This is a genomic window from Curtobacterium sp. MCBD17_023, assembly GCF_003224415.1.
Taxonomy (GTDB): Bacteria; Actinomycetota; Actinomycetes; order Actinomycetales; family Microbacteriaceae; genus Curtobacterium.
In genome coordinates this window covers 39,565-62,167 of the sequence record NZ_QKLJ01000015.1, presented here as the reverse complement: position 1 = coordinate 62,167, position 22,603 = coordinate 39,565, and the positions used below count along the sequence as shown (strand labels likewise).

Here is a 22,603-nt window from a genome sequence, read left to right as displayed (position 1 = left end):
AGGCCCTCACCGGCGTCGACATCGAACTGCACGCGACGTTCGAGCAGTAAGCACCGAGCAACGCACTGACGGGAGGCACAATGGTCCGATGGCCGAACCGCTCCTGCCCGGCCCGCGGCCGGGCCGTCCACCCCGACCGCGATCGAAGGCGCGGAGCGTCGCCCAGCACGACATGCGGGACATCCGCGCACGGCTCCGCGGCACCATCTACGAGCACGTCGCGCCGGACACCAGGTCGCTGCGGGAGCAGTACTCCGCCCGCCAGATCGTCGACTTCTGTCTCGACCTGGCCGAGGTGATGCTCGCGTCCGGTGCCGACACCCGGAGCGTCGAGACGGCGGTGATCGCGGTCGCGACGAAGTGGAACCTCGCGCCGCTCGACCTCGACTTCTCCGGCAGCGCGGTGACGATCCAGTACTCCCCCGTGGAGGGTCCGCCGCTCGTCAAGGTGCGCAGCACCCGGTCCGACGGCGCGGACCTGGCGCGGCTGGCGTGGGCAAACCAGATCGTCGACGACGTCATCCACGACGACCGCGACATGACCAGCGCCGTGAGCGCCCTCGTCGCGGTGCTCCGGATGCCGCCGCGGTGGCCGACGTGGCTCGCCGACGTCGGGCTCTCGGTGCTCGGCACCTCGATCGCGATGCAGGCCGGTGGTGGCTGGCGGGCCGGTGTCGGGGCCTTCGTCCTCATGCTCGGGATCATCGTGTCCGGCCGGTGGCTGACCGGACGGGGCTACCCGCAGTTCTTCGTCTCCGGTGCCCAGGGTGCCGTCGCCTCGGTGATCGGCACGCTCGCGATCTGGGCGGACGTGCTCACCCCGACCGGCGCCGCGACGATGGTGGCCGCCCTCGTGGTGCTCCTGCTCCCGCACGTGCAACTCGTCACGTGGGCGCAGGACGCGATCTCCGGGTTCCGGGCGATGGCGGTGGCCCGGGCCTTCACGATCGGGATGCTCATCGCGGCGATCGTCGTCGGGGTGCCGGCGGGCATCGCGATGACGCACTGGCTGCGGCTCGAGGTCGACCCGTCCGGCATCGTCACGCAGGCCCTGCCGCTGTGGGCGTCCCTGTCCCTGACCGTGGTCTCGGCCGGGGCGAACTGCTTCGTGCAGCAGGCGAGCGCCCGCGTGATCCCGGTCGCGGTGGTGCTCTCCGTGGCGGCGGGGGCGGCGCTCTGGCAGCTCAAGGCGTTCGGGCTCCCGCTGCTCGGGGCGACGTTCCTGGCGTCGGTGCTGCTCGGCGTGCTCTCGACCTACGCCGCGGTGCGGATGCGGACGGCCGTCGCGGCGATCGCGGTGCCGGCCTTCTGCGGCGCGCTCCTGCCCGGTGTCGCGGTGTCGAACGCCCTGCTCAACGTGATGAGCGGGTCGTCCAGCTCGGTGCTCGACTTCGGGTCGGCGGTGACCGTGGCGCTCGCCATCGGCGCGGGGCTCGTGCTCGGCGGGCTCTTCGCGACGCCGGGGGCCCGTCGCGCCCTGCGTCGAGGCCGCCGCATCCATGTGCACTCGGTGCACAGTGACACCACCGCGCTGCCGGTCATCCGCGACTCCGGCTACGACCCCGGGAACGGGTCCGTCCCGCGATGGTGACGCGTCCGACGCCCGCGGCCGCGCCCGCACACACTGCCCGCCGTTCGCACTGAGCGACACCGCACGGGGTCGACCCCACGTGCGCTGTCGCTCAGCGCGGATGCTGCCCCTGCGGGCCCGGCGGTGGCGCGCTAGTTCGCGTCCGAGACGGCCTTGGACACGTCCGTGGGACCGTCGTACTGACCGTCCGGGATCGCACGGAGCGCCTCGAGCACGTCGTCGGGGGCGCTCTCCTTCTCGGCGGTCGACACGACGTCGTCCTTCGAGGCGGGGTAGTCGATGCCGCTCAGGTACTTCTGGATCTGGATGGGGTTCGGTGCTGCCACGATCGGTTCCTTCCGTTGGACCTCCCGGCGTACCCGGAGCTCCCTCGGCACCGACCCAGCGGATGCGGGCAGCGGCCAGCCGGCGCCGTGTCAGCGCCGGACGTCGGCGACGAGCGTCAGGCCGACCAGTTCTCGTCGTCCGACCAGGACACGTCGGACCAGGTCGACAGCCGACGCTGTGCCTGCGCCTCGTACCGCTCCATCCAGCCGCGCTCGAGCCGCGCCACCGCGCGGTCGAAGGCCGCGACGAGGTCGAGCTCGCTGCGCAGGAGCGCCTGCAGCTGCAGCCCCTCGTACAGGGCGATGAGCTGCTCCGCACCGCGGCGGGGGTCCATCGTGTGCGGCGCACGGCCGAGGGCGATGTCGTGCTCCAGGCCGCGCTTCACCTGCGCGAAGAACAGCTGGTAACGCGAGCGGAGGTAGCTCGACATCGGGTGCTCCGGGTTGCCCGCCACGCTGAGCAGGGCGACGAGCAACCGCATGAGCGCGGGGTCCTCGGCGTTCGAGGCGACGATGGCGCGCAGGAGTTCGACGGTGCTGCCGTCACCGACCTCGCGCGTCACCTCGTCCATCCGCGCGCCGTTCCACCGGTCGAGGGCGGCCAGGACGAGGCCGTCCCACGACGGGAAGTGCTGGTGCAGCTCGGACGTGCTGATGTCGAGCCGCTCGGCGACGTGCTCGGGTCGCGCCTCGTGGAAGGGGACGTCACGGAGCAGGTCGACGGTCGCACCGACGATCCTGATCCGCAGGTGCAGGGTCGCCGCGGCCGCAGCTGCGGCCATCGTGTCGGCGCTGGTGTCCTCGAGCATCGTGCCCTCCGTGTCCGGGACGAGCACGGTCAGGTCGTGGCCGAGGCGTCCGGGGGTGCGGACGTCCTGTCCGCACCTCGATCCTCCCGTAGATCGCGGGCGACGAGCATCCCCGGTACGGGGGTCGGCAAGATGGGGGACAACGGAGTACGGCGAGCGGCGGTGTCCGGCACGGGCGTGTCCCGTCCGGATGTGTGACGATGCCGCCATGTCCCCGAACGACTCCACCGCCCACGGACTCGCGACGATGGCCTCCGCGGGCTTCGAGTTCGGCAGCACGCCCGAGCAGGTGGCGCACGACGTCCGCACGATGTGGGAGCACCTCGGCCGTCCCGACGGTGCCTTCGAGGCCGCGGCCGCCGCGATCGCCGTCCTGCCGCAACGCCCCGAGGTGCCCGTCGCGCTGCAGGCCCGGCGCCGCGAGTTCGAGGAGGCCGTCGGCATCAACCCCGTCGAGGTCGAGCTCGCGGCGGCCCTCGCCGCCCGGGAACTCCTCGAGACGATGGCGCGGACCTGCGGGACACACTGATCGTCGGGTGCCCGGACGACGGGAGGCCCGCGGCTGCAGAGCCGAGGGCCTCCCGTCGTGTCGGCGTCGCCGCCGCGCGGTGACTACGGCGTCGGCATGCCGCCGTCGACGTGCAGCGTCTCGCCCACCACGTAGGACGACTCGCCGCTGGCGAGGAACACGAACGCCGGCGCGAGCTCGGCGGGCTGACCCCAGCGGCCGAGGTAGGTCTGCTCACCCGCGGACGGCAGCGCGTCGGACGGCTGGCCACCGGCCGGCTGCAGCGGGGTCCAGATCGGGCCCGGTGCGACGGCGTTCACGCGGATGCCCTTCGGCGCGAGCTGCGCGGCGAGGCCCTTCGCGAGGTTGTTGACGGTCGCCTTGGTGGCGGCGTAGTGCACCAGGTGCGGCGACGGCGCGTAGGCCTGGATCGACGTCGTGTTGATGATCGTCGAACCTGGCTTGAGGTGCGGCACGGCGGCCTTCGTGATGCGGAAGGTGGCGTACGCGTTCGTCTTGAACGTCTCGTCGAACTCCTCGTCGGAGATCTTCGTGATGTCGTCGACGTTCTGCTGCTTGCCGGCGTTGTTCACGAGGATGTCGAGACCGCCGAGCTGCTCGACGGCGGACGCGACGAGCTGCTCGCAGAACGCCAGGTCCGTGATGTCGCCCGGCAGCGCGACGGCCTTGCGTCCGGCTGCCTCGATGAGGGCGACGATGCGGTCGGCGTCCTCCTGCTCCTCGGGGAGGTAGCCGATGGCGACGTCGGCACCCTCACGGGCGTAGGCGATGGCGACGGCGGCACCGATGCCCGAGTCGCCGCCGGTGATGAGCGCCTTGCGGCCCTCGAGTCGACCCGAGCCACGGTAGGTGTCCTCGCCGTGGTCGGCGGGTACGTTCTCCGCCATCTCGGCGTCGGTGCCGGCACCCTCGAGGTACTGCTCGTCCGGCTTCTTGTCGGCGTAGAGCTTCGTCGGGTCCTGCATGGTGTACTGGTCGATCCGCTGGTCCGTCATGCGCCAGACGGTACGCACCCGCGCACCCGCCCCCGCTCAGGAGGCTGTCCCCCGCCGCGCAGTCCGGATCACGTCCGGGCCGGGCCGGCTGCGGCTCAGAGCGGGCGGTAGACCGTGATCGGCGGAGCGTCGTCGCCCTGGTCCTCCGCGTCGCCCGTGCGCGCCCAGGTCCGGCCGTCGTGGTCGAGCGTGTCGGGCAGGTCACCGTGCACGATCATCCGCACGGGCGGCGCGTCGCCGTCGACGAGGTCGACGCCGTGCGCCGCGTTGTCACCCGTGCTGTCCACCACGTACTCCGCCATGTCGACGACGCTACGCGACGGTCCCCGGCCGCGTCCGGGACCCGGCGGGACCGCTCGCCCGGAATGTCACGGTCCGGTGACGGTGCGGCTCCGTTTCGGTAACACCCGTCGTCCACCAGGGCGCTGGCGGCTACCGTCGAGCGGGTGACTCCCAGGACCGTGACGGCGATCGGCGCCGTGGTGCTCGCCCTCGTGGCGGGTGGCGCCTCCGTGGACCGTCTGCCCGGTCACGACGCGGGCCGAGCGGCGGCGGCGGAGGCCACCCCGACCGCGACGTCCACTCCGGTCCCCAGCTGGCGTCCCGTGTCCGGCGCCGCGCTCCGCACCGTCGACTCGGTCGAACTCGCCGCCGAGTCGATCGTCCTGCGCGCCGACGACCGCACGGTCTCGGTCGTCTCGATGCGTGACGCGAAGCACACGGTCGGCGTCCTGAACCGGCTGCTCGGCACGCCGGCGCGCACGCAGACCGCGGTCGGCGACGCCGGTCGGTGCGTCCCGGCGAGCACGACCTCGACCTGGGGCGGAGCCCTCCGGGTCGCCGCGCTGCGCGAGCCCGCAGCGGCCGGCAACCGTGTCGAGATCCGGGTCCTGCGCGACCACGTCCGCTCCCGGCTCGGCACCTCCGTCGAACTCTCCGGTCCGCACGGCGTGCAGGTCGGCGACGACGTCCGTTCCCGCATCGAGGACGCCGCGGCGGACGAGCGCGAGTCGCTGGGCTCCGAGGACGCCGAGGCCTGGCAGCTGCTACTCGCTCCGGGGTGGCCGTCGGAGCGCAAGGGCGCCGGCGAGAACGGCGTGTCCGTCCTGACGCAGGAGTCCACCGTGACCGTCATCGGGTCGCCGATGCCGGTCCGCGCGACGCGGGGCTGCTGACCGCCCGACGTCGCCGCCCCGCTCAGATGCGGATCGTCGCCACGACCGGGAAGTGGTCGCTCGCGAACCAGCTCTCGGGGCCGTCGTGGTCGATCACGACGCGGTCGACACCGGCCACCCCGCGGGTGAGCACCCAGTCGATGCGCTCCCCGCTCGGCACCGGCGGCTGCCACTCGTTGTAGGACGCCGTCCGGTCCTCGGGGTCACCGGCGACGGTCCACGCGTCGGTGTACCCGGCCCCGGCGAAGACCCGCGACGCCGGACCGGACCCGGACGGCTCGTTGCAGTCGCCGGCGAACACGACCGGTCCGTCGACGACCGACAGCCGCTGGACGATCAGCGCGGCGCTGCGCCCGCGGACCTCGTCCCCGTGCGGGCCCGGTTCGTGGTCCAGGTGCGTGGTCAGCAGCGTGAAGGCCGCGCCCTCCGCATCGAGGAACTCCACGTGGTTCGCGATGCGCGGGTACTTGCTGCCCCATGTGTTCGAGACCGGCTCGTCCGGGGTGTCGGACAGCCAGAACGACCCCGAGGCGGCGGGACGGAAGCGGTCGCGTCGGTAGAACACGGCGGCGTGCTCGCCCGCGGTGCCGCCCTCGCGACCCTGACCGATGTCGGCGTGGTCGGGCAGCCCGGCGCGGAGGTCGTCCATCTGGTGGTCGAACGCCTCCTGCACGCACACCAGGTCCGGGTCGTGCCGGCGGATGAGGTCGAGGACGACCGGGCGGCGAGCGGGCCAGTCGTGCGCCGGGTCCGGGTTCTTGATGTTGTAGGTCATGAGGGTGATCGGGCGCGCGGTGCTGGTCACCCGTCGAACTTACCCGGAGGCACCGGGGCGCCGCCGCCCTCGTGCGTCCGTTGGCCGCAGAGGGCTCGGCGGAGGGTCATCACCCCGTCCCGCGCCCGGGTCTTCGCGGTCCCGGTCGGGACGCCCAGCGCTCGCCCGAGCTCGGGCCCGGACAACTCGGCGAGGTACCGGAGGACGACCGCTCGTCGCTGCTGCTCCGGGAGCGCATCGATCGCGCGGTGCAGGCTGCGGCGGTCGAGGACCGACTCCGCGCGCTCCACCGCACCGTGGTCGACGAGATCGGAGTGGCGTGATCCGATCCGACGGTCGCGTTCCCGGTCGGCCTGGGCCTTCCGCACCCGGTCGATCGCCCGGCGCGTGGCGATGGTCCGGATCCAGGTGACCACCGGGTGCGCGGGGTCGTAGCGGGGGGCGAGACGCCAGACCTCGAACATCACGTCCTGGGCCACGTCCTCGGCGAGCCAGCTGTCACCCGACACCCTGCGGGCGACCTGGACCACCAGGGGACGGAAGCGCTGGTCGAGCAGCCGGAAGGCCGCCCGGTCCCCCGCTGCTACCTGCGACAGCAGAGCTCGTTCCTCGGTACGGCGTCGCTCGAGTTCGTCGTCCACGAACCAGAACGTGACATACCACCCTGGGTGAGGGCGGGGAGCGCTAGTTGATGCAGACGCCTTCCTGGCCGAACTCGTGCACCGCGGTGGACGAGGGGCTGGGTTCCGCGGGCTCGGCCGGCTTTGACGCCTCGGCCTCCTCCGACGGCTGGGACGGCTGGGCCTCCTCCGACGGCTGCGCCGCAGCGGGAGCGGAGGGCATCGCGCCGTCCGTACCGAGGACCAGGGTGACCCCCTGCACCGCAGTGCTCTGGACCGGCACCGCGCCGGGGACCACGGACGCGACGGCCTTGGCCTGGGCCTCTTGGCCAGCCGGGTACTGGACCATCGTCGTGGCCGTCGTCGCCGAGGAGCCGGGCGTCCCGACCTGGAACCCGCGTCCGGTGAGCACGCCGCTCGCGGTGGCCGCGGCGCCGGTGACACCGCTTCCGTTGGTGACGGTGATGGACACGGACGCCGGGTCAGCGGCCTTCGCGTCGGTGTACGCGGGCGGCTCCCCGACGAGGCCCTGGACGAAGGCGGGCATGCCGGCGGTGTCGACCTCGACCACGGAGAGCGCGTACCCGTTCGGGTAGACCGTCGGGGTGCCGAGGATGGGGATGGTCGCGGACTTGATGTTCGACGGGCGGAGGTTGCTCATCTGCCGCGCGAGCGCGAGCAGGTCGAGGCCCTGGTCGGTCTCCACCGAGTCACCGATCGCGTCGATGATCTTCGTGGTCTTCACCGGGTTGAGGAGCGTGCCGGCCGACAGGATCTTGCGCGCCTCCTGCGACAGGAAGTACTGCTGCCGGACCTGGCGGTCGAGGTCGCCTCCCGGCAGGCCGTGCCGCTGGCGGACGAAGGACAGCGCCTGCTTGGCGTCCAGCTGCGAGACCCCGGCAGGCAGGTCGACGCCGGAGAAGGCGTCCTTGGCGGGCTGGTTGAGGCAGACGTTGACCGGGCCGAGCTGCTTGACGATCTCGTAGAAGCCGAGCAGCGACACCCGCACGTAGTGGTCGATCGTCAGCCCGCTGAGGTCCTGGATCGTGGCGATGAGCTTCCTCGCACCACCGGAGTCGCCGCCGCCGTCGCGGGTGCCGTACTCGAAGGCGCTGTTGAGCTTGCCCTTGCCGACGTCCGGGATGTCGACGTACGAGTCACGCGGGAACGAGATCATCGTCGCGCTGCGGCCGTCGGCGGCGATGTGCAGGACGATCATCGTGTCGGTGTTGGTCGCGCCGCCGTCCGACTCGGTGCTGAGCTCGGCGAGCTGCTCGGGGGTGGCGTTGTCCGGTCGGTGGTCGTCACCGACGAGCAGGATGTTCATCGCCCTGCCGTCGACGTCGTCCTCCGCCGGCGGCGCACTGCCGATCGCGTCGACCTTCGTGACGCTGCTCGCGAGCCGGTTGTACGCGTAGGCCGCGTACCCACCGCTCAGCAGCACGGCCATGGTGAGGACGCCTGCCACCGCGGGGAGCACGGCTCCCCAGTGGCGCTTCCGGCGCCCGTGGCGGGGCGGCACGGCGCGGTCGGCACGGCGGGGCCTGGTCTCCTCGGGTGCGTTCGTCACGGGGAGAACCATAACGGTGGGGCTCGCGGATGACATGGGTTCCGGCTGGACGAGCTGTACGGACCCCTCCGGGAGGCCCCGCTCACGGCCCTGCGGCGGGCGCGGTCCGCACATGGTCGCCCAGTACGGTCGCAGGGTGTTCCTGTCCGTCCTCGCCGTGTGCTGCGCCCTGGTCGCCGTGCTCCTGGTCGGAAACGGCGTCCGCGCACTCCGCCGCGGTGCCCGCAGCCTGACCAGGCTCCTCGCACTCGTCGCCGGGACCGTTCTGCTCGCGCTCGACGCCCTCGTCGTCGTGCTCGCGCGGGTCGACACCCCGACCAGCTCGGCGGTCCTCGTGCTCGTCCTGGCGGTCGCCGGGTACGTCGCCGTCGCCTTCCTCGTGTTCCTCGGCGCCGCGCTCGCGTACGGGCACGTGCGGGTGTCCGAGCAGGCCGAGGCGCTCGTCGTGCTCGGGTGCGGGCTCGTGCACGGGCAGGTGTCGCCGATGCTGCGGTCCCGGCTCGACCGCGCGGTCGAGGTGTTCCGGCGGTCGGACGCCGCCGGCCGCACCCCGGTCGTGGTGGCGTCCGGCGGGCAGGGCGCGGACGAGGACCGGACCGAGGCCGACGCCATGGCCGAGTACCTGGTCGGGCACGGTCTCCCCGCCGACCTCGTCCTCCGCGAGCCGCGCTCCCGGAACACCCGCGAGAACCTCCGGTTCTCCTCCGCGGTCCTCCAGGACGCCGGAGTGGACGGGCGGACGCTCGTCGTCACGAACGACTACCACGTGATGCGCACCGCGATCACGGCCCGGCGCACCGGTCTCGACGCCCGCGTGCTCGGGTCCCCGACGGCACGGCAGGCGGTCCCGAGCGCGTTCCTGCGGGAGTTCGCCGCCGTGCTCGTCATGCACCGCTGGTGGCACCTCGCGGCGGTGGTGGCGATCGTCGCACTCTGGTCGCTCGGGCTCGCAACGGGGGTCCTGCCCCGCTGAGCGCCGGCTGGTTCAGGTCCTGCTGGGCAGCAGGTGGGCGGCCTCCATGGCGAGCTCCGCGGCGATCGGGTCGTTCGCCGCGACGGCGTCGCGGAGTTCCCGCACGCGGGGCGTGACCGCCTCGGGCGGCACGACCTCGGCGAGCTCGGGGACCCGCAACCGGAAGGCGAGTCCGTCGGTGGTGGCACGGCACAGCTGGGCGAGGGACGCGTTCCCGCAAGCCTCCGCCCACATCGCGTAGAGGTCCGCGCCGTCGTGGGCGACCTCGGCCTGCTGGCCCTCGCCGAGGCGCTCGAGCACGTCATCGAGCGTCCGGACCACCCGGCGGCGCTCGGCGTCCGTGAAGCGCGGGACCGCGAGCCGGACGACGCCGCCGTAGATCACGCCGAGCGTCTGGTAGGCGTCGAGCAGCTCGGCCGCGCTGGGGGCGGCGACCTTGGTGTAGCGGTTGGGGGCCATCTCGACGAGACCGGCGCGGGCGAGTTCGGCCAGAGCCTCTCGGATGGGAGTGCGGGAGACGCCGAGCCAGGCGATGAGGTCGTCGTCGTTCAGCCGCTCGCCCGGCTCGAGCGTGCCGTCCATGATGGCGTCTCGGATCTTGTCCTGCACGGTGTCCCGGAGGAGCTTGCGCTCGGCAGCGGGCTGGGTCGAGGGCACTGGCATGCGTTCAGCGTGTCACATGTCACGCGGTCGGCGCGAGAGGCGCGACGGCAGCGCGCCGGAGGAAGTGGACCGCCCGACCGTAGACTCGCGGCATGGACGACGAGCCCTCCCGGTGGCCGATCGGGCGACTGCTGGCGGCCGCCGCACGGGCCGTCGAACGGGAGTGGGACGAACGACTCCGGGCGATCGGCCTGCCCCACGCGGCACTCATCGCACTCGACATCGCCCTCCGGAACGGCCCGACCGGCGCGGACGTCATCGCGAGGACCGCACGCGTCCAGCCGCAGACCATGTCGCGCACCCTCGAGCGGCTCGAACGGGACGGCCTCGTCGTCCGCGGACCCCATCCCGAGGACGGGCGTCGCCGGGTGGTGACGGTCACCGAGCGCGGGCGGGAGATGTGGGAGACCGCACGGCACATCGAGCGCGAGGTCCTGCCGGACGACCCGGAGCTGCGCCGTCGTCTCGGCGCGATCCTCGCAGGGACGCGGCCGACCCCACCCTGACGCTGGTACTTGTGTCTGACGTCTGGAATATGACACCCTGGACGGGTCGGCACCAGGGCCGACCTGTCCCCAGGGGGTCTCGTGACCGGACGCCGCGCCGCAGCGCGCTCCGCCCGACGCCGCCCGCTGCTCGTCGCACTACTGGCGACCGTCGGGTCCCTCACGGCGGTCGCCACGGTGCTCGCCGTCGTCGCCAGCGTGTTCATCGGAGGCCTGGCCGAGCGGTACGACGCGGGACGCACCGTGCTCGACGACCCCTTCCCGAGCGGAGGACGGCCGCACGACGACGGGGACGCACTGGACGTCCTGCTCATCGGGTCGGACGCACGGGAGCGGCTCGACCCGCAGCACGACGGCGTGGGCGGTGGCCGTTCCGACACCCTGATGCTCGTGCACGTCTCGGCCGACCGCAGACACGTCTCCCTCATGTCGATCCTCCGCGACTCCTGGGTCGAGGTGCCCGGACACGGCAGGGCGAAGATCAACGCCGCCTACTCGTGGGGCGGTGTCCCACTGACCGTGCAGACCGTCGAACAGCTCCTCGGGGTCCGGATCGACCACGTCGCCGAGATCGACTTCGCCGGGTTCGTCGGGATGACCGACGCCCTCGGCGGCGTGACGGTGCAGTCCCCCGCGACCTTCGACGCCCGCGGACACCACTTCGTCCGGGGACCGAACGAGCTCGACGGCGCCGCGGCGCTCACGTTCGTGCGGGAGCGCTACGCCTTCCCGGACGCCGACCACACCCGGGTCCGCAACCAGCAGGCGTTCATGCACGCGCTCCTCGAGCGGGTCCTGTCGGCGGACACCCTGACCGACCCCGGGGCCGTGCAGCGGTTCGTGAGCTCGACGAGCGCGTACCTCTCCGTCGACCCCGGCCTCACCTTCCCCACGCTGGTCGACCTCGGCTGGTCCCTCCGCCGGATCCGGCCGCACGACCTCGAGACGTTCACGCTCCCGACCGCCGGGGGTGGCACCAGCCCGGACGGCCAGAGCTACGTCGAGGTCGACCGTGCCGAACTGACCAGCCTCACCATCGCCCTGCGGTCCGACGACGTCGAGGGGTGGCTCGCGGGGCACGCGGCAGGGCGGACCGCGGCCACCGGCTGAGGCGACACGGCCGTCCGGGGACTCCGGGCCGGGGACTCCGGACCGGGGACGACGAAGCGCCCCACGACCGAGGTCGTGGGGCGCTTCCGATCGGCTGCGTGACGCTGGACGTCAGGCCGGGAGCTGCAGGGTCTGCCCCGCGTAGATGAGGTTGGCGTCGTCGATGGTCGACGTGTTCGCCGCCCACAGCTGCTTCCAGCCACCGTCGATGCCGAGCTTCGTCGCGATGGTGTCGAGCGTGTCGCCGGACACCACCTTGACGGTCTTGCCGCTCGTGGGCACCGCGGCCGGCTTGCTCGAGGTCGCCGACGGAGCCGGCGTGCTCGGGGCGGCCTTCGGAGCCGGGGCCGGTGCGGGAGCCGCCGGCTGGGCCGGGGCCGCCTGCTGCGCGGGGGCCGCCGGGGCGGCGGGGGCCGGTGCCGGCGCGGCCGGCTGCGGCACCGGAGCGGCGCCGGTGGTGCCGCTCAGGCCCAGCTTCGCGGAGCAGGCCGGCCATGCGCCCCAGCCCTGGGAGGCGAGGACGTTCTCGGCCACCGCGATCTGCGTCTCGCGGCTCGCGGCGGCCGGGCTGCCGGTGCCGCCGTTGGCGGCCCAGGTGCTCTGCGTGAACTGCAGTCCGCCGTAGTAGCCGTTGCCGGTGTTCGCGGCCCAGTTGCCGCTGGCCTCGCATGCTGCCAGGGCGTCCCAGGTCGAGCCGCTGGCCGCACTCGCCGGTGCAGCCGCGAGACCGACGCCCGTCGCGGCGAGGCCGGCGAAGGCGAGTCCGCCGACGAGGGCGCGGGTTCGGGTGTGGTTCTTCATGTCGTTGCTCCACCGGGGCCGCACTCGTCGTTCCCGACGCCGGCTGCCCACCCCGACCGATCGCGGTCAGTCTGATGGCGTCACCGGGGGCAGCCTCCGCGCCGGTGTCACGGTCGGCCACCATAGGAAACTCTGGCTCGTTATCAAACCGAGACAAATGGTTCTGCCCATCAGTGGTATGTACCCCTCGGCGGAACCTGGGTGTCACGATCGCCGCGCCTGCGGCGATCGGGGTGTACCCGGGTACACGACCTTCCGAGTTCCCTGGCAATCCCGGCCCGACGATGTGCGAGGCGGACGGGAGGCCCGGGACGGGCCCGCACCGCGCCTCCCGGCCGTCAGGCCCGCGAGAGCAGCGTCACGGCCTCGAGGTGCCCCGTCTGCGGGAACATGTCGAGCACGCGCGCCCGCCGCAGCCGGTACGACGGCATCGCCGCGAGGTCACGCGCGAGCGTGACCGGGTTGCAGCTCGAGTACACGACGTGCCGGACGTCCGACGCCTCGAACCACCCCGCGAGCTCGGCACCGATGCCGCGCCGGGGCGGGTTCACGACCACGAGTTCCGGGGTGGCGGCGGGACGAGCGCGGAGGGCGTGCGCCGTGGCGTCGTCCGCGGCGAACCGGACGTCGGCCAGACCCGCTTCACGGGCGGACTGCTTGGCGGACACGATCGCCTCCCGGCTCGTCTCGATGCCGGTCACCGCACGACCCGGCCGGGCCGCGTGCAGGGCGAACCCGCCGACCCCGCAGTACAGGTCCCACATCGACGCCGGGTCGACCTCGTCGATCCACGCGGACGCCTGCGCGTACAGCTGCGTCGCGACGGCCGTGTTCGTCTGGAAGAAGCTCTGCGGGCGCAGGTGCATCGTCACGGGACCGAGGCGCATCGGGAGGGTCTGCTGCTCGGTGAGCACGACCTCCCGGTCCCCCTCCGTGACGGCCTTGTGCTCCGGCAGGAGGTTCGCGGTCACGACGACCGCCTGCGGCAGCACCCGTCGGAGCACGTCGAGGTGGTCGCGGAGTCGCGGGAGCTGTCCCTCCGAGCGGAGGACGAAGCGCACCATGAGCTCGGCGTCGGGCGACTCGGTGACGAGCACGTACTTCAGCTCACCACGGCGCTGGCGGACGTCGTACGGGATGAGCCCCGCGGTCGAGACGAACTCGGCGAGCACCGGGAGCGCCCGCTGGATGCCCGGCGTGCAGATCCCGCAGTGCCGCAGGTCGACGCCACGCTGACGGTCGTCGAGGATCCCGACGGTGGGGTGCTGCACGGAGCCGCCGACCACCATCTTCGCCTTGTTGCGGTACCCCGACTCCGGACTCGTGACCGCGGGGAGCCACTCGACCGCTCCCGGGCCGCCGGCGGCCTCGACCGCGTCGTGGAGGAGCTCCCGCGTCCGGAGTTCCTTGTCGAGCACCTGGTCGCCGTATGGCTGACCCATGAGGGTGCACGACCGGCACACCCCGCGGTCGAAGTAGTCGCACTGCATGGCCGGGTCAGGATACGTCAGCGGCGGGCGGCGTCCCGGGTCGTGGTCCGGATGCGGTGCACCGAGGTCGTCGCCGTGATGAAGAGGGTGCGGCCGTCGTCGCCGCCGAAGCAGAGGTTCGACACGACCTCGGGGACCGGGACCGTCCCGATCCGGACCCCGTCGGCGGAGCTGACGACCACCCCGAGGGCGGAGGACGACCAGATCCGTCCGGCTTCGTCGACGCGGATGCCGTCCGGCACGCCCTCGTCCGGAGCGAAGCGCACGAGGTCGCGGCCGTTCTTCACCCGCACGGCCGGGGCTCCGGCCGCGTCGGCGTCCACCACGACGTCATACGCGCGGATCACCGGGCGGGCACGGTCCGAGCTCGCGACGTACAGCACGCGCTCGTCGGGCGAGAACGCCAGGCCGTTCGGCTCGTCGACGTCGAGGACGACCGGGCGGAGGTCCTCGCCGGCGGGTCCGCAGCGGAACACCCAGTGGTCGCCGTACTCCCGCACGCCCGGGTGTCCCTCGCGGGGCTGGGTGATGCCGTACGCGGGGTCGGTGAACCAGACGCTGCCGTCCCGGGTGACGACGACGTCGTTCGGGGAGTTGTAGCGGACCCCTCCCCAGGACGACGTGATCGGGGTCACGGTGCCGTCCCGGTCACGCTCGACCCGGCGCAGCCCGTGCGAGCACTGCACCACCGATCCGTCCCGGTCGAGGGTCCGGCCGTTCGTGTACTCCACGTCGTCGGCGTACACCGACACCGTACCGTCCGCCGCGGACCACTGCATGATCCGGTCGCCGGGGATGTCCGACCAGCGGAGCGTCCGGGTCGCGGGGATCCAGCACGGACCCTCGGCCCAGGTGCTGCCGGTGTCGAGGGTCTCGAGCGCGGTGGGGTCGGGGACGAGCTCGGCGATGGTCGACTCGGGCACGGGTCCTCCTCCGGACGCGGACGGTCCCACCACGGTACGGGCGCGCGTCCGTGCGGCACCCAGTCCGTCGCGGCCGATCGGCCGCCGCGGGCACTCAGCGCGCGGCGACCGCTTCGCTCCGCCGGCGCAGGGCCTTCTCGACCGCGGAGATGCCGAGTCCGAGGAGGATCGACGCCACGACCGCCACCACCGTCACGAGGAACGGCTGGTCGCGGCTCCAACTCCCGGTCGCCGCCGCGATCGCGACACAGTACGCGGCCCATACGACGTCGGCGAGCAGGCAGGCGAGCAGGAACCGCCGGGCGTCGAGTCCGCTGTCGGCACCCACGAGGTTCGTGGTGAGCCGGCCCATCGGGATGAACCGGCCGAGGACCGCGATGCGCCCGGGTGCCGACCGGTAGCGCTCGTCGATGGCCTCCCGCGCCTTCCTGACCTTCGGCCGCGTGAACCAGGACTTCGAGCCGAGGTCCGCCGAGCGCGCCAGGTGGTAGAGCCCGAGGTCACCGAGCACCATGCCGGTCGTCGCCGCGACGACGAGGAGGAGCACCGGCAGGAGCCCGCCGTCGCCACCGACCAGGAGCGTACCGATCGCCACCACCATCGCCTGGCTCGGCAGGAACACCGCGACGCTGCCGACGGCGAGCACGAGACCGACGGCGAGGAACGCCCACGGGGTGCCGACGAGTTGGAGCACCACCTGTTCTGCTGCGTCCACCGGGTCACCCTCCGCGGCGCGCGAGATCGGCACCGTCCGTCCGATCATCCCAGATCGGCAGGCCGGGCTGCACCCGGACAGATGCGCGGAAGGGATCAGTCTGCTCCGGCTCGGCCCATCCTGTCCGCCCGTACAGGCTCTGCTCATCCGCCTCTCCGTAGGCTGTGAGGAACCAAGAGAGCCGGACTGCAGCCCGACCCCCGAGGAGGTGTCCGCTTGTCCACCGTCCTCATCGCGTTCGGCGTCATCGCACTCGTCGTCCCCGCACTCACCCCCCTGCTCGGGCGCCGCGTCTTCTTCGTCGCCGCCCTCGCACCCGCGGCCGCCGCCGTCCTGACGGTGACGCAGACCCCTGCCGCACTCGGCGGCGGTGTCACGGAGCGGGTGCGGTGGATCCCGCAACTCGCACTCGACCTCGCGTTCCGGGTGGACGCCCTGTCGTGGGTGCTCGCGCTGGTCGTCACCGCGGTCGGCGCACTCGTGCTCGTCTACTGCGCCTCGTACTTCGACGCCGACGAGCCCGGGCTCGGTCGGTTCGCGGGCGTGCTGACCGCGTTCGCCGGGTCGATGTACGGCCTGGTGATCGCCGACGACGTCATCGTGCTGTTCGTCCTGTGGGAGGCCACGACGGTCTTCTCGTACCTGCTCATCGGCCACGACGCCGTGAAGCGGGCCAGTCGCGCAGCGGCCATGCAGGCGCTCGTCGTGACCACCGCGGGCGGGCTCGCGATGCTGGCGGGCCTCGTGGTGATCTCGGTCGCCGCCGGGACGACCTCGCTGTCCGGCATCATCGCCGCTCCCCCGACCGGCACCGCGGTGTCGGTGTCCGTCGTGCTCGTGCTCGTCGGCGCGCTGACGAAGTCCGCGATCGTGCCGTTCCACTTCTGGCTGCCGGCCGCGATGGCCGCGCCGACCCCGGTGAGCGCGTACCTGCACGCGGCGGCGATGGTGAAGGCGGGGATCTACCTCGTCGCGCGCCTCGCCCCGGCGTTCGCGCTGCTCGACGGCTGGCGTGAGACGGTCACCGTCCTCGGTGTGCTCGGGATGCTCGTCGGCGGGTACCGGGCGCTCCGGCAGACCGACCTCAAGCTCCTGCTCGCCTACGGCACCGTGGCCCAGCTCGGCTTCCTGCTGCTCGCCGCCGGGTGGGGAGCGCCGGAGATCGCCCTGGGCGGCATCGTGCTGCTCGTGGCGCACGCCACCTTCAAGTCGACGCTGTTCCTGGTCGTCGGGACGGTCGACCACGTCGCCGGCACCCGCGACCTCGGGAAGCTCAGCGGTCTGGGCCGACGCCTCCCCTGGCTCGCCGCGGTCGCCGTGCTCGCGCTCGCGTCGATGTCCGGGATCCCGCCGCTCGTCGGCTTCGTCGCGAAGGAGGCCGTGCTCACCGGCTTCGTCGAGGAGCTGCACGGCACGGACGCGGTGTGGGCCTGGACCGCGCTCGTGGGCATCGCCGTCGGCTCGGCCCTGACCGTGGCGTACTCCTGCCGGTTCTTCTGGGGCACCTTCGCCCGCAAGGCCGGGGTCCCGCAGACCGAGCCGCACGCCCTGCACGGGATGGGGGTCGTCCCGTCGCTGCTCGGCGTCACCGGACTCGTGCTCGGCCTCGCGACCCCGTTCGTCGCGCACGGCTTCGAGTCCGCCGCCGAGACCGCGCGGCACGGCTCCGGCGAGGTCCCGCACCTGGCCCTCTGGCACGGGCTCGAGCCCGCGCTCGGCCTCTCCGCGCTGACGCTCGTCGCCGGGATCGCGCTGTTCCTCGTCCGCGCCCGGGTCGAGGCCGTGCAGCACCGCTTGGCCGGGTCCCCCTCGGCGTCGGGCACCTACCGCCGCCTGATGCGGGCACTCGACCGGTTCGCGACCTGGCTCACCGCGAGCCTGCAGCGCGGCTCGCTGCCGTACTACCTGACGGTGATCCTGTCGGTCTTCGTCGCCGGCGCTCTGCTGAACCTCGTCGTCGGCGGCCCGTGGGAGTTCCACGTCCGCTTCGCCGACACGTGGGGGCAACTCCCGGTGGTCGTCGTGATGTCGGCCGCCGCGGTGTCCGTGCTCGCCGCGAAGACCCGGTTCGCCGCCGCCGTGCTGGTCGGGGTCACCGGGTACGGGACGTCGATCCTGTTCCTGCTGCACGGCGCCGTCGACCTCGCGTTGACGCAGCTCGTCGTGGAGACCGTCACCCTCATCGCCTTCGTGCTCGTGCTCCGACGCCTGCCCCCGAAGATCGGCACCGCCAACCCCTCGCGCTTCCGGGTCCTCCGGGCGCTGTTCGCCGCCCTCGCCGGCGTCACCCTGGCGACCGTGGTCATCGTCGCCGCCTCGGCCCGTACCGCCCGACCGCTGTGGCCTGACCTGCCCGCGCTGACCAGTTCGTTCGGCCACGGGCTCAACGTCGTCAACGTCGCACTGGTCGACCTCCGCGGATGGGACACGCTCGGCGAGCTCACCGTCGTCGTGGCCGCCGCGACCGGCGTCGCGAGCCTCATCTTCGTGAAGTCCCGCGAGGACACCCTGCCCCGCCTGCGGGACATGCCGGCCGGGGTGGCGAACGGCGACGACCGTGCCGACGGGGAACCGCGCGCCTGGCTGCCGACGAGCGCAGCGATCCCCACCGGCCGCTCCGCCCTGCTCGACATCGTCGTCCGGCTGCTGTTCCACGGGCTCGTCGTGCTGTCGCTCTACCTGCTCTTCGCCGGGCACAACTCGGCCGGTGGCGGGTTCGCGGGCGGACTGGTGGCCGGCATCGCCCTGGCCGCCCGGTACCTCGCCGGCGGACCGGCCGAACTCGGCGCGGCGGCTCCGATCCGGGCCGGACGACTCCTCGGGCTCGGCGTCGCCACGGCGGCGGTCACGGCGATCGTCCCGATGGTCGCCGGCAAGGAGGCGCTGTACTCCGAGTTCTTCGAGGCGACCGTCCCCGTGCTCGGGCACGTCGAGTTCGTCACCGCCACGTTCTTCGACATCGGCGTGTACCTCGTCGTCGTCGGGCTCGTGCTCGACGTCCTCCGCTCGCTCGGCGCCGAGGTCGACCGCCAGCGCATCGAGGACCGCCGCACACCCGCCGCCGACACCATGGAGGGAACCAACGCATGACAGTCACCCTCGTCCTCGTCATCGCGATGGCCGTGCTCTTCTCGTGCGGCGTCTACCTGCTCCTCGAACGCTCCCTGACCCGGATGCTGCTCGGGTTCCTGCTGCTCGGCAACGCGCTGAACCTGCTGCTCCTGACGATGTCGGGTGCCGCGGGCGACCCGCCGATCGGGAAGTCGGCGGACGGCATCGCCGACCCGCTCCCCCAGGCCTTCGCCCTGACCGCGATCGTCATCACCTTCGCGGTGAGCGCGTTCCTGCTCGCGCTCATCCACCGCTCGTGGCGGCTGTCCCGCGCCGACGAGGTCGAGGTCGACGAGGCCGACGTCGCGATCCGGCAGGACCGCCAGGACCCCGCCGACGACGACCCGGAGCTCGCCGAGGAGGACGACGCCGCACCGCGCGACCCGAAGGCCCCCGAGGACGAGGACGACCCGCACGTCAGCGCTCCCCACGACACCGACCGAGAGCAGGCCCACCCGTGACCGCCCTCGTCCCGCTCCTCGTCCTCGTCCCGCTCCTCGGGGCAGCCGTCGCCCTCGGGCTGCTCCGGCACCAGCAGCTGCAGCGCGCCATCACGGTCGCGGTGCTCGTCATCGCCGTCGCGGTCGCCGTCACGCTCATGGTGCTCGTCGACCGCCACGGCACGATCGTCGTGCAGGTCGGCGGGTGGCAGGCGCCGTACGGGATCTCGCTCGTGGTCGACCGGCTGAGCGCCCTGCTCCTGACCGTGTCGGCGTCGGTGCTGCTCGTCGTCCTGCTCTTCTCGATCGGCCAGGGTCTGGCGGACGACGACGAGGACGCACCGGTCACGATCTTCTACCCGACGTACCTCGTGCTCGCCGCGGGCGTCCTCGACTCGTTCATCGCCGGTGACCTGTTCAACCTGTACGTGGCGTTCGAGATGCTCCTGGTCGCGAGCTACGTGCTCATCACCGTCGGCGGCAGCGTGCAGCGGGTCCGCGCCGGCACGACCTACATCATCACGAGCCTCATCTCGTCGTCGATCTTCCTCGCCGCCATCGGCCTGGTCTACGGTGCGACCGGCACGGTGAACATCGCCCAGATCAGCGAGCGCGTGGCCGACCTGCCCGACCACGTCCAGCTCCTGCTGCACACCATGCTGCTCATCGGGTTCGGCATCAAGGCAGCGGTCTTCCCGCTCGCGTTCTGGCTGCCGGACTCGTACCCGACCGCCCCGGCCCCGGTGACGGCGGTGTTCGCGGGCCTGCTGACGAAGGTCGGCATCTACGCGATCATCCGGCTGGAGACGATCATCTTCCCCCGGCCCCAGCTGAACACGGTCCTGCTCGTGGTCGCCACGCTGACGATGATCGTCGGCGTGCTCGGCGCGGTGTCGCAGACGGACGTGAAACGGTTGCTGTCGTTCACCCTGATCAGCCACATCGGCTTCATGGTGATGGGCATCGGGCTCGGATCGGTGATCGGCACGGCGGCGGCGGTCTTCTACACGGTGCACCACATCGTCGTGCAGACGACACTGTTCCTCGTCTCCGGGCTCATGGAGCGGGTCGGCGGCACGACGTCGACGCGGTCACTCGGCGGTCTCCTCACGGCGGCCCCGCTGCTCGCGGCGCTCTACCTCGTCCCCGCGTTCAACCTGGGCGGGATCCCGCCGTTCTCCGGCTTCATCGGCAAGCTCGGCCTGTTCCGCGCGGCAGCCGAGGACGGCTCGCCACTCGCCTACGTGACCATCGGCGCCGGGGTCGTGACGAGCCTCCTGACCCTGTACGCGCTGATGCGCGTCTGGGACGCCGCCTTCTGGCGGCCGAAGCCCGCCGCCGAGGCGGCCGCACCGCACGCCAGCGTCGCCGAGCCGCACGAGCACCTCCGGGCACCCGAGCCCGCCCCGGTCACCGTGCCCGAGGACGCGACGGACGACCGGACGGGAGGCACGGCCCCCGCCGGCGTGCCCGGCGCGGTCGTCCGCGCCCCGGCCGGGGACGGTTCGATCGGCACCCTCGACGACCCGACGCGGTCCGACGCCCACAGCACGGGCGACGCCCCGTCCTCCGAGCACGCCCGGTCCTCGCTCCCGCGGATGATGGTCGCGGTGACGACGGTCGCCGTCCTCGGCTCGGTCGCCCTGACGGTCGTCGCCGGTCCGCTCTACGGGTACGCGACCCGCGCCGCCGAGTCCCTCGAGTCGCCGGACCGCTACGTGCAGGCCGTGCTCGGAGGTGACGAGCGATGAGCGACGCCCGCCGCTACACGAACGCACGCCGGATGGCCCTGGCCTGGCGGTACGACGTGCCCCTGGTCGCCGGCCTGACCGTGCTGTGGGCGCTGCTCTGGGGCAACTGGACGCCGCTGACCCTGCTCTGCGGGATCGTCGTCGCGCTGCTCGTCACGCAGCTGCTGCCGCTGCCACCGGTCCCGCTGTCCGCACGGTTCTCCGTCCTGCACGTGCTCCGGTTCCTCGTCGTGTGGGCCGGGTACGTCGTCGCGGCGTCGTTCCGGGTCGCCTGGGTCGCCGTCCGGCCGCGAGGGGTGCGGAAGAGCTCGATCGTCCTCGTGCAGCTGCACACCACCTCGGAGATGACGTTCACGCTGTCGACGATCGCGATCTCGCTCGTCCCCGGTTCCTACGTCATCGACGAGGACCTGCGGCGCCGACGCCTGCTGCTGCACGTGCTCGACACCGAGCGCATCGGACAGGTGGACCACGCCTGTCGGGAAGCGATGACCATCGAGGCGCTCGTCATCAGGGCGATCGGGTCGCAGCAGGACGTGTCCGAGCTGTCCGAGCCGCTGCCGGAGGTGACCCGGTGAGCGCCGCCGTCGTCGTCATGGCCGTCGGGGTCGCCCTCGTGCTGCTGCTCCTCGGCGCGACCCTCGCGCTCGCGGTCGGCCGGATCGTGCGCGGACCGACGATCCTCGACCGGATGATCGGGTCGGACATGGTGCTCACCACCGTGCTGCTCGTCATCGCCGCGGCGATCGTCATCCGGCAGGACCTCAGCGCGGTCCCCGTGCTCGTCGTCATCGCCGCGACCAGTGTCTTCGCGACCGTCGCCGTCGCGCGGGCCGTCACGCCCTCCACCGACCCCGAGGACGAGGGCATGGACGCCACCACGCCGGAGCATGCCGTCCAGGCAGCGGACGAAGCGGCGGTCGCCGGCCAGGCCGACGACGCCGCGGCCGAGGACGACCACGGCCACACCGCAGGAGGCCAGCGATGACCGAGATGACGGACATGCTCCAGGCGTTCCTCGACGCCGCCGGGATCCGCGCCTGGATCGCCCTCGCGCTGCTGCTCGTCGGGGCATCGCTGTCCCTGGCCGCGGCGATCGGCATCGTGCGCTTCCCGGACCCGCTGGTCCGGCTGCACGCGATGTCGAAGCCGCAGGTGCTCGGCCTCGCCTGCTGTCTGGCGGCGGTCGTCGTCGCCGTGTGGACGTGGACGGCGCTCTGGGTGGTCCTGCCGGCGATGGTGTTCCAGCTCGCACTCGTGCCGGTGTCGACGCACATGATCGCCCGGGCCGGGCTGCGTTCGGGCGACTACCGGCACGAGGAGCTGCTGGTCGACGACACCGAGGCCTGACCGCCGTCCCGGACGGCAGCGGTCAGATGAGCAGCCCGATCGTGAGCGTGACGATCCCGCTCGCCGTGAGGAGTGCCGGTCCCGCGACCCGGGCGGGAGTGGTGCGTTCCGCCGTCCGTGCGACGGCGACGGCGACGAGCGTCGACGTCGCACCCGCGTAGACGAGCACGAAGGCTTCGGGGAAGAAGCCGATGACGTGGACCACGAGCCCGGCGACGACCGTCGATGCCGACGTGGACAGGTGGGCTCTGGAAGCTGCCGGGAGGACGGACTCCCCGCGGGTCCTGAGGAAGAGGCCGACCAGGCACCAGATCGAAGCGGTCGCGAAGAGCGCACCGCTGATCGAGACGATCGCGGCTCCGATGACGTCGAGGTCCACG

The 22,603-nt window shown here is 72.6% G+C and carries 25 protein-coding genes; 12 read left to right on the top strand and 13 right to left on the bottom strand.

What is annotated here, in order from left to right; genetic code table 11:
* The first annotated feature begins 88 nt into the window (after nucleotides 1–88).
* Complete coding sequence (locus DEI84_RS13495) at nucleotides 89–1,591, top strand: threonine/serine exporter ThrE family protein (RefSeq protein ID WP_110891226.1); 1,503 nt, start codon at nucleotides 89–91, stop codon at nucleotides 1,589–1,591.
* A gap of 131 nt (nucleotides 1,592–1,722) precedes the next feature.
* Here DEI84_RS13495 and DEI84_RS13490 read toward each other — a convergent pair whose 3' ends face one another.
* Nucleotides 1,723–1,917 (bottom strand): DUF2795 domain-containing protein, encoded by a 195-nt coding sequence (locus DEI84_RS13490; protein WP_110825591.1) that lies wholly within the window; start codon nucleotides 1,915–1,917, stop codon nucleotides 1,723–1,725.
* A gap of 116 nt (nucleotides 1,918–2,033) precedes the next feature.
* Complete coding sequence (locus tag DEI84_RS13485) at nucleotides 2,034–2,753, bottom strand: TetR/AcrR family transcriptional regulator (protein WP_110825592.1); 720 nt, start codon at nucleotides 2,751–2,753, stop codon at nucleotides 2,034–2,036.
* Nucleotides 2,754–2,934: 181 nt separating this feature from the next.
* On the opposite strand from DEI84_RS13485, the gene DEI84_RS13480 reads away from it, so the two are divergent.
* Entirely contained in the window at nucleotides 2,935–3,255 is a 321-nt protein-coding gene (locus DEI84_RS13480; protein WP_110825593.1) for a hypothetical protein, read from the top strand.
* Nucleotides 3,256–3,338: 83 nt separating this feature from the next.
* Here the strand turns inward: DEI84_RS13480 and DEI84_RS13475 are convergent, their stop codons facing one another.
* Nucleotides 3,339–4,250: an SDR family oxidoreductase gene (locus DEI84_RS13475; protein ID WP_110825594.1), complete on the bottom strand. Its 912-nt coding sequence runs from the start codon at nucleotides 4,248–4,250 to the stop codon at nucleotides 3,339–3,341.
* 95 nt (nucleotides 4,251–4,345) lie between these two features.
* On the bottom strand, nucleotides 4,346–4,552 hold the full coding sequence (locus tag DEI84_RS13470) for a hypothetical protein (protein WP_110891225.1): 207 nt from the start codon (nucleotides 4,550–4,552) through the stop codon (nucleotides 4,346–4,348).
* Nucleotides 4,553–4,696: 144 nt separating this feature from the next.
* Between DEI84_RS13470 and DEI84_RS13465 the strand changes: the two genes are divergently transcribed.
* On the top strand, nucleotides 4,697–5,425 hold the full coding sequence (locus DEI84_RS13465; RefSeq protein WP_146236378.1) for a hypothetical protein: 729 nt from the start codon (nucleotides 4,697–4,699) through the stop codon (nucleotides 5,423–5,425).
* A gap of 22 nt (nucleotides 5,426–5,447) precedes the next feature.
* Here the strand turns inward: DEI84_RS13465 and DEI84_RS13460 are convergent, their stop codons facing one another.
* The 3 genes from DEI84_RS13460 to DEI84_RS13450 are packed head-to-tail and all read right to left on the bottom strand — an operon-like array spanning nucleotide 5,448 to nucleotide 8,390.
* A complete protein-coding gene (locus DEI84_RS13460; RefSeq protein WP_110891223.1) occupies nucleotides 5,448–6,230 on the bottom strand; it encodes an endonuclease/exonuclease/phosphatase family protein in 783 nt (260 codons plus the stop codon).
* The gene (locus tag DEI84_RS13455) at nucleotides 6,227–6,841 is read right to left on the bottom strand and encodes an RNA polymerase sigma factor (protein ID WP_110891222.1); all 615 of its coding nucleotides are present in this window, start codon (nucleotides 6,839–6,841) and stop codon (nucleotides 6,227–6,229) included. Before DEI84_RS13455 ends, DEI84_RS13460 begins: the two co-directional genes overlap by 4 nt.
* Before the next feature lie 43 nt (nucleotides 6,842–6,884).
* Complete coding sequence (locus DEI84_RS13450) at nucleotides 6,885–8,390, bottom strand: LCP family protein (protein WP_258371790.1); 1,506 nt, start codon at nucleotides 8,388–8,390, stop codon at nucleotides 6,885–6,887.
* A gap of 136 nt (nucleotides 8,391–8,526) precedes the next feature.
* Between DEI84_RS13450 and DEI84_RS13445 the strand changes: the two genes are divergently transcribed.
* On the top strand, nucleotides 8,527–9,363 hold the full coding sequence (locus tag DEI84_RS13445; protein WP_146236377.1) for a YdcF family protein: 837 nt from the start codon (nucleotides 8,527–8,529) through the stop codon (nucleotides 9,361–9,363).
* A 12-nt stretch (nucleotides 9,364–9,375) separates the two neighbouring features.
* Here DEI84_RS13445 and DEI84_RS13440 read toward each other — a convergent pair whose 3' ends face one another.
* On the bottom strand, nucleotides 9,376–10,026 hold the full coding sequence (locus DEI84_RS13440) for a GntR family transcriptional regulator (RefSeq protein ID WP_110891220.1): 651 nt from the start codon (nucleotides 10,024–10,026) through the stop codon (nucleotides 9,376–9,378).
* Between the two features lie 92 nt (nucleotides 10,027–10,118).
* On the opposite strand from DEI84_RS13440, the gene DEI84_RS13435 reads away from it, so the two are divergent.
* Nucleotides 10,119–10,532 carry a MarR family winged helix-turn-helix transcriptional regulator gene (locus DEI84_RS13435; protein WP_110891219.1) on the top strand — a complete coding sequence of 138 codons (414 nt, stop codon included), beginning with the start codon at nucleotides 10,119–10,121 and terminating at the stop codon, nucleotides 10,530–10,532.
* 81 nt (nucleotides 10,533–10,613) lie between these two features.
* Nucleotides 10,614–11,642 (top strand): LCP family protein, encoded by a 1,029-nt coding sequence (locus DEI84_RS13430; protein WP_110891218.1) that lies wholly within the window; start codon nucleotides 10,614–10,616, stop codon nucleotides 11,640–11,642.
* Between the two features lie 111 nt (nucleotides 11,643–11,753).
* Here DEI84_RS13430 and DEI84_RS13425 read toward each other — a convergent pair whose 3' ends face one another.
* The 4 genes from DEI84_RS13425 to DEI84_RS13410 all read right to left on the bottom strand — a co-directional run bounded on the left by DEI84_RS13425 (nucleotide 11,754) and on the right by DEI84_RS13410 (nucleotide 15,571).
* Nucleotides 11,754–12,443 (bottom strand): transglycosylase family protein, encoded by a 690-nt coding sequence (locus DEI84_RS13425; protein ID WP_110891217.1) that lies wholly within the window; start codon nucleotides 12,441–12,443, stop codon nucleotides 11,754–11,756.
* A gap of 338 nt (nucleotides 12,444–12,781) precedes the next feature.
* The gene (gene rlmC, locus DEI84_RS13420) at nucleotides 12,782–13,933 is read right to left on the bottom strand and encodes a 23S rRNA (uracil(747)-C(5))-methyltransferase RlmC (protein ID WP_110891216.1); all 1,152 of its coding nucleotides are present in this window, start codon (nucleotides 13,931–13,933) and stop codon (nucleotides 12,782–12,784) included.
* 17 nt (nucleotides 13,934–13,950) lie between these two features.
* A complete protein-coding gene (locus DEI84_RS13415; RefSeq protein ID WP_258371789.1) occupies nucleotides 13,951–14,856 on the bottom strand; it encodes an SMP-30/gluconolactonase/LRE family protein in 906 nt (301 codons plus the stop codon).
* Nucleotides 14,857–14,950: 94 nt separating this feature from the next.
* A complete protein-coding gene (locus tag DEI84_RS13410; RefSeq protein ID WP_181419504.1) occupies nucleotides 14,951–15,571 on the bottom strand; it encodes a DedA family protein in 621 nt (206 codons plus the stop codon).
* A 216-nt stretch (nucleotides 15,572–15,787) separates the two neighbouring features.
* On the opposite strand from DEI84_RS13410, the gene DEI84_RS13405 reads away from it, so the two are divergent.
* Genes DEI84_RS13405 through mnhG form a run of 6 tightly spaced genes read left to right on the top strand, consistent with a single transcriptional unit; the run spans nucleotide 15,788 to nucleotide 22,223 of the window.
* The gene (locus tag DEI84_RS13405) at nucleotides 15,788–18,661 is read left to right on the top strand and encodes a Na+/H+ antiporter subunit A (RefSeq protein ID WP_110891214.1); all 2,874 of its coding nucleotides are present in this window, start codon (nucleotides 15,788–15,790) and stop codon (nucleotides 18,659–18,661) included.
* Nucleotides 18,658–19,143: a Na(+)/H(+) antiporter subunit C gene (locus DEI84_RS13400; RefSeq protein WP_110891213.1), complete on the top strand. Its 486-nt coding sequence runs from the start codon at nucleotides 18,658–18,660 to the stop codon at nucleotides 19,141–19,143. Before DEI84_RS13405 ends, DEI84_RS13400 begins: the two co-directional genes overlap by 4 nt.
* Nucleotides 19,140–20,873 (top strand): Na+/H+ antiporter subunit D, encoded by a 1,734-nt coding sequence (locus tag DEI84_RS13395; RefSeq protein ID WP_110891212.1) that lies wholly within the window; start codon nucleotides 19,140–19,142, stop codon nucleotides 20,871–20,873. Before DEI84_RS13400 ends, DEI84_RS13395 begins: the two co-directional genes overlap by 4 nt.
* Nucleotides 20,870–21,451: a Na+/H+ antiporter subunit E gene (locus DEI84_RS13390; RefSeq protein ID WP_110891211.1), complete on the top strand. Its 582-nt coding sequence runs from the start codon at nucleotides 20,870–20,872 to the stop codon at nucleotides 21,449–21,451. Before DEI84_RS13395 ends, DEI84_RS13390 begins: the two co-directional genes overlap by 4 nt.
* Complete coding sequence (locus DEI84_RS13385; protein WP_110891210.1) at nucleotides 21,448–21,861, top strand: hypothetical protein; 414 nt, start codon at nucleotides 21,448–21,450, stop codon at nucleotides 21,859–21,861. Before DEI84_RS13390 ends, DEI84_RS13385 begins: the two co-directional genes overlap by 4 nt.
* Nucleotides 21,858–22,223, top strand: coding sequence for a monovalent cation/H(+) antiporter subunit G (gene mnhG, locus DEI84_RS13380; RefSeq protein ID WP_110891209.1), 366 nt, complete (start codon nucleotides 21,858–21,860; stop codon nucleotides 22,221–22,223). Before DEI84_RS13385 ends, mnhG begins: the two co-directional genes overlap by 4 nt.
* Before the next feature lie 22 nt (nucleotides 22,224–22,245).
* Here mnhG and DEI84_RS13375 read toward each other — a convergent pair whose 3' ends face one another.
* Nucleotides 22,246–22,602, bottom strand: a complete 357-nt coding sequence (locus DEI84_RS13375) for a hypothetical protein (RefSeq protein WP_110891208.1) — start codon at nucleotides 22,600–22,602, stop codon at nucleotides 22,246–22,248.
* Nucleotide 22,603 lies beyond the last annotated feature (1 nt).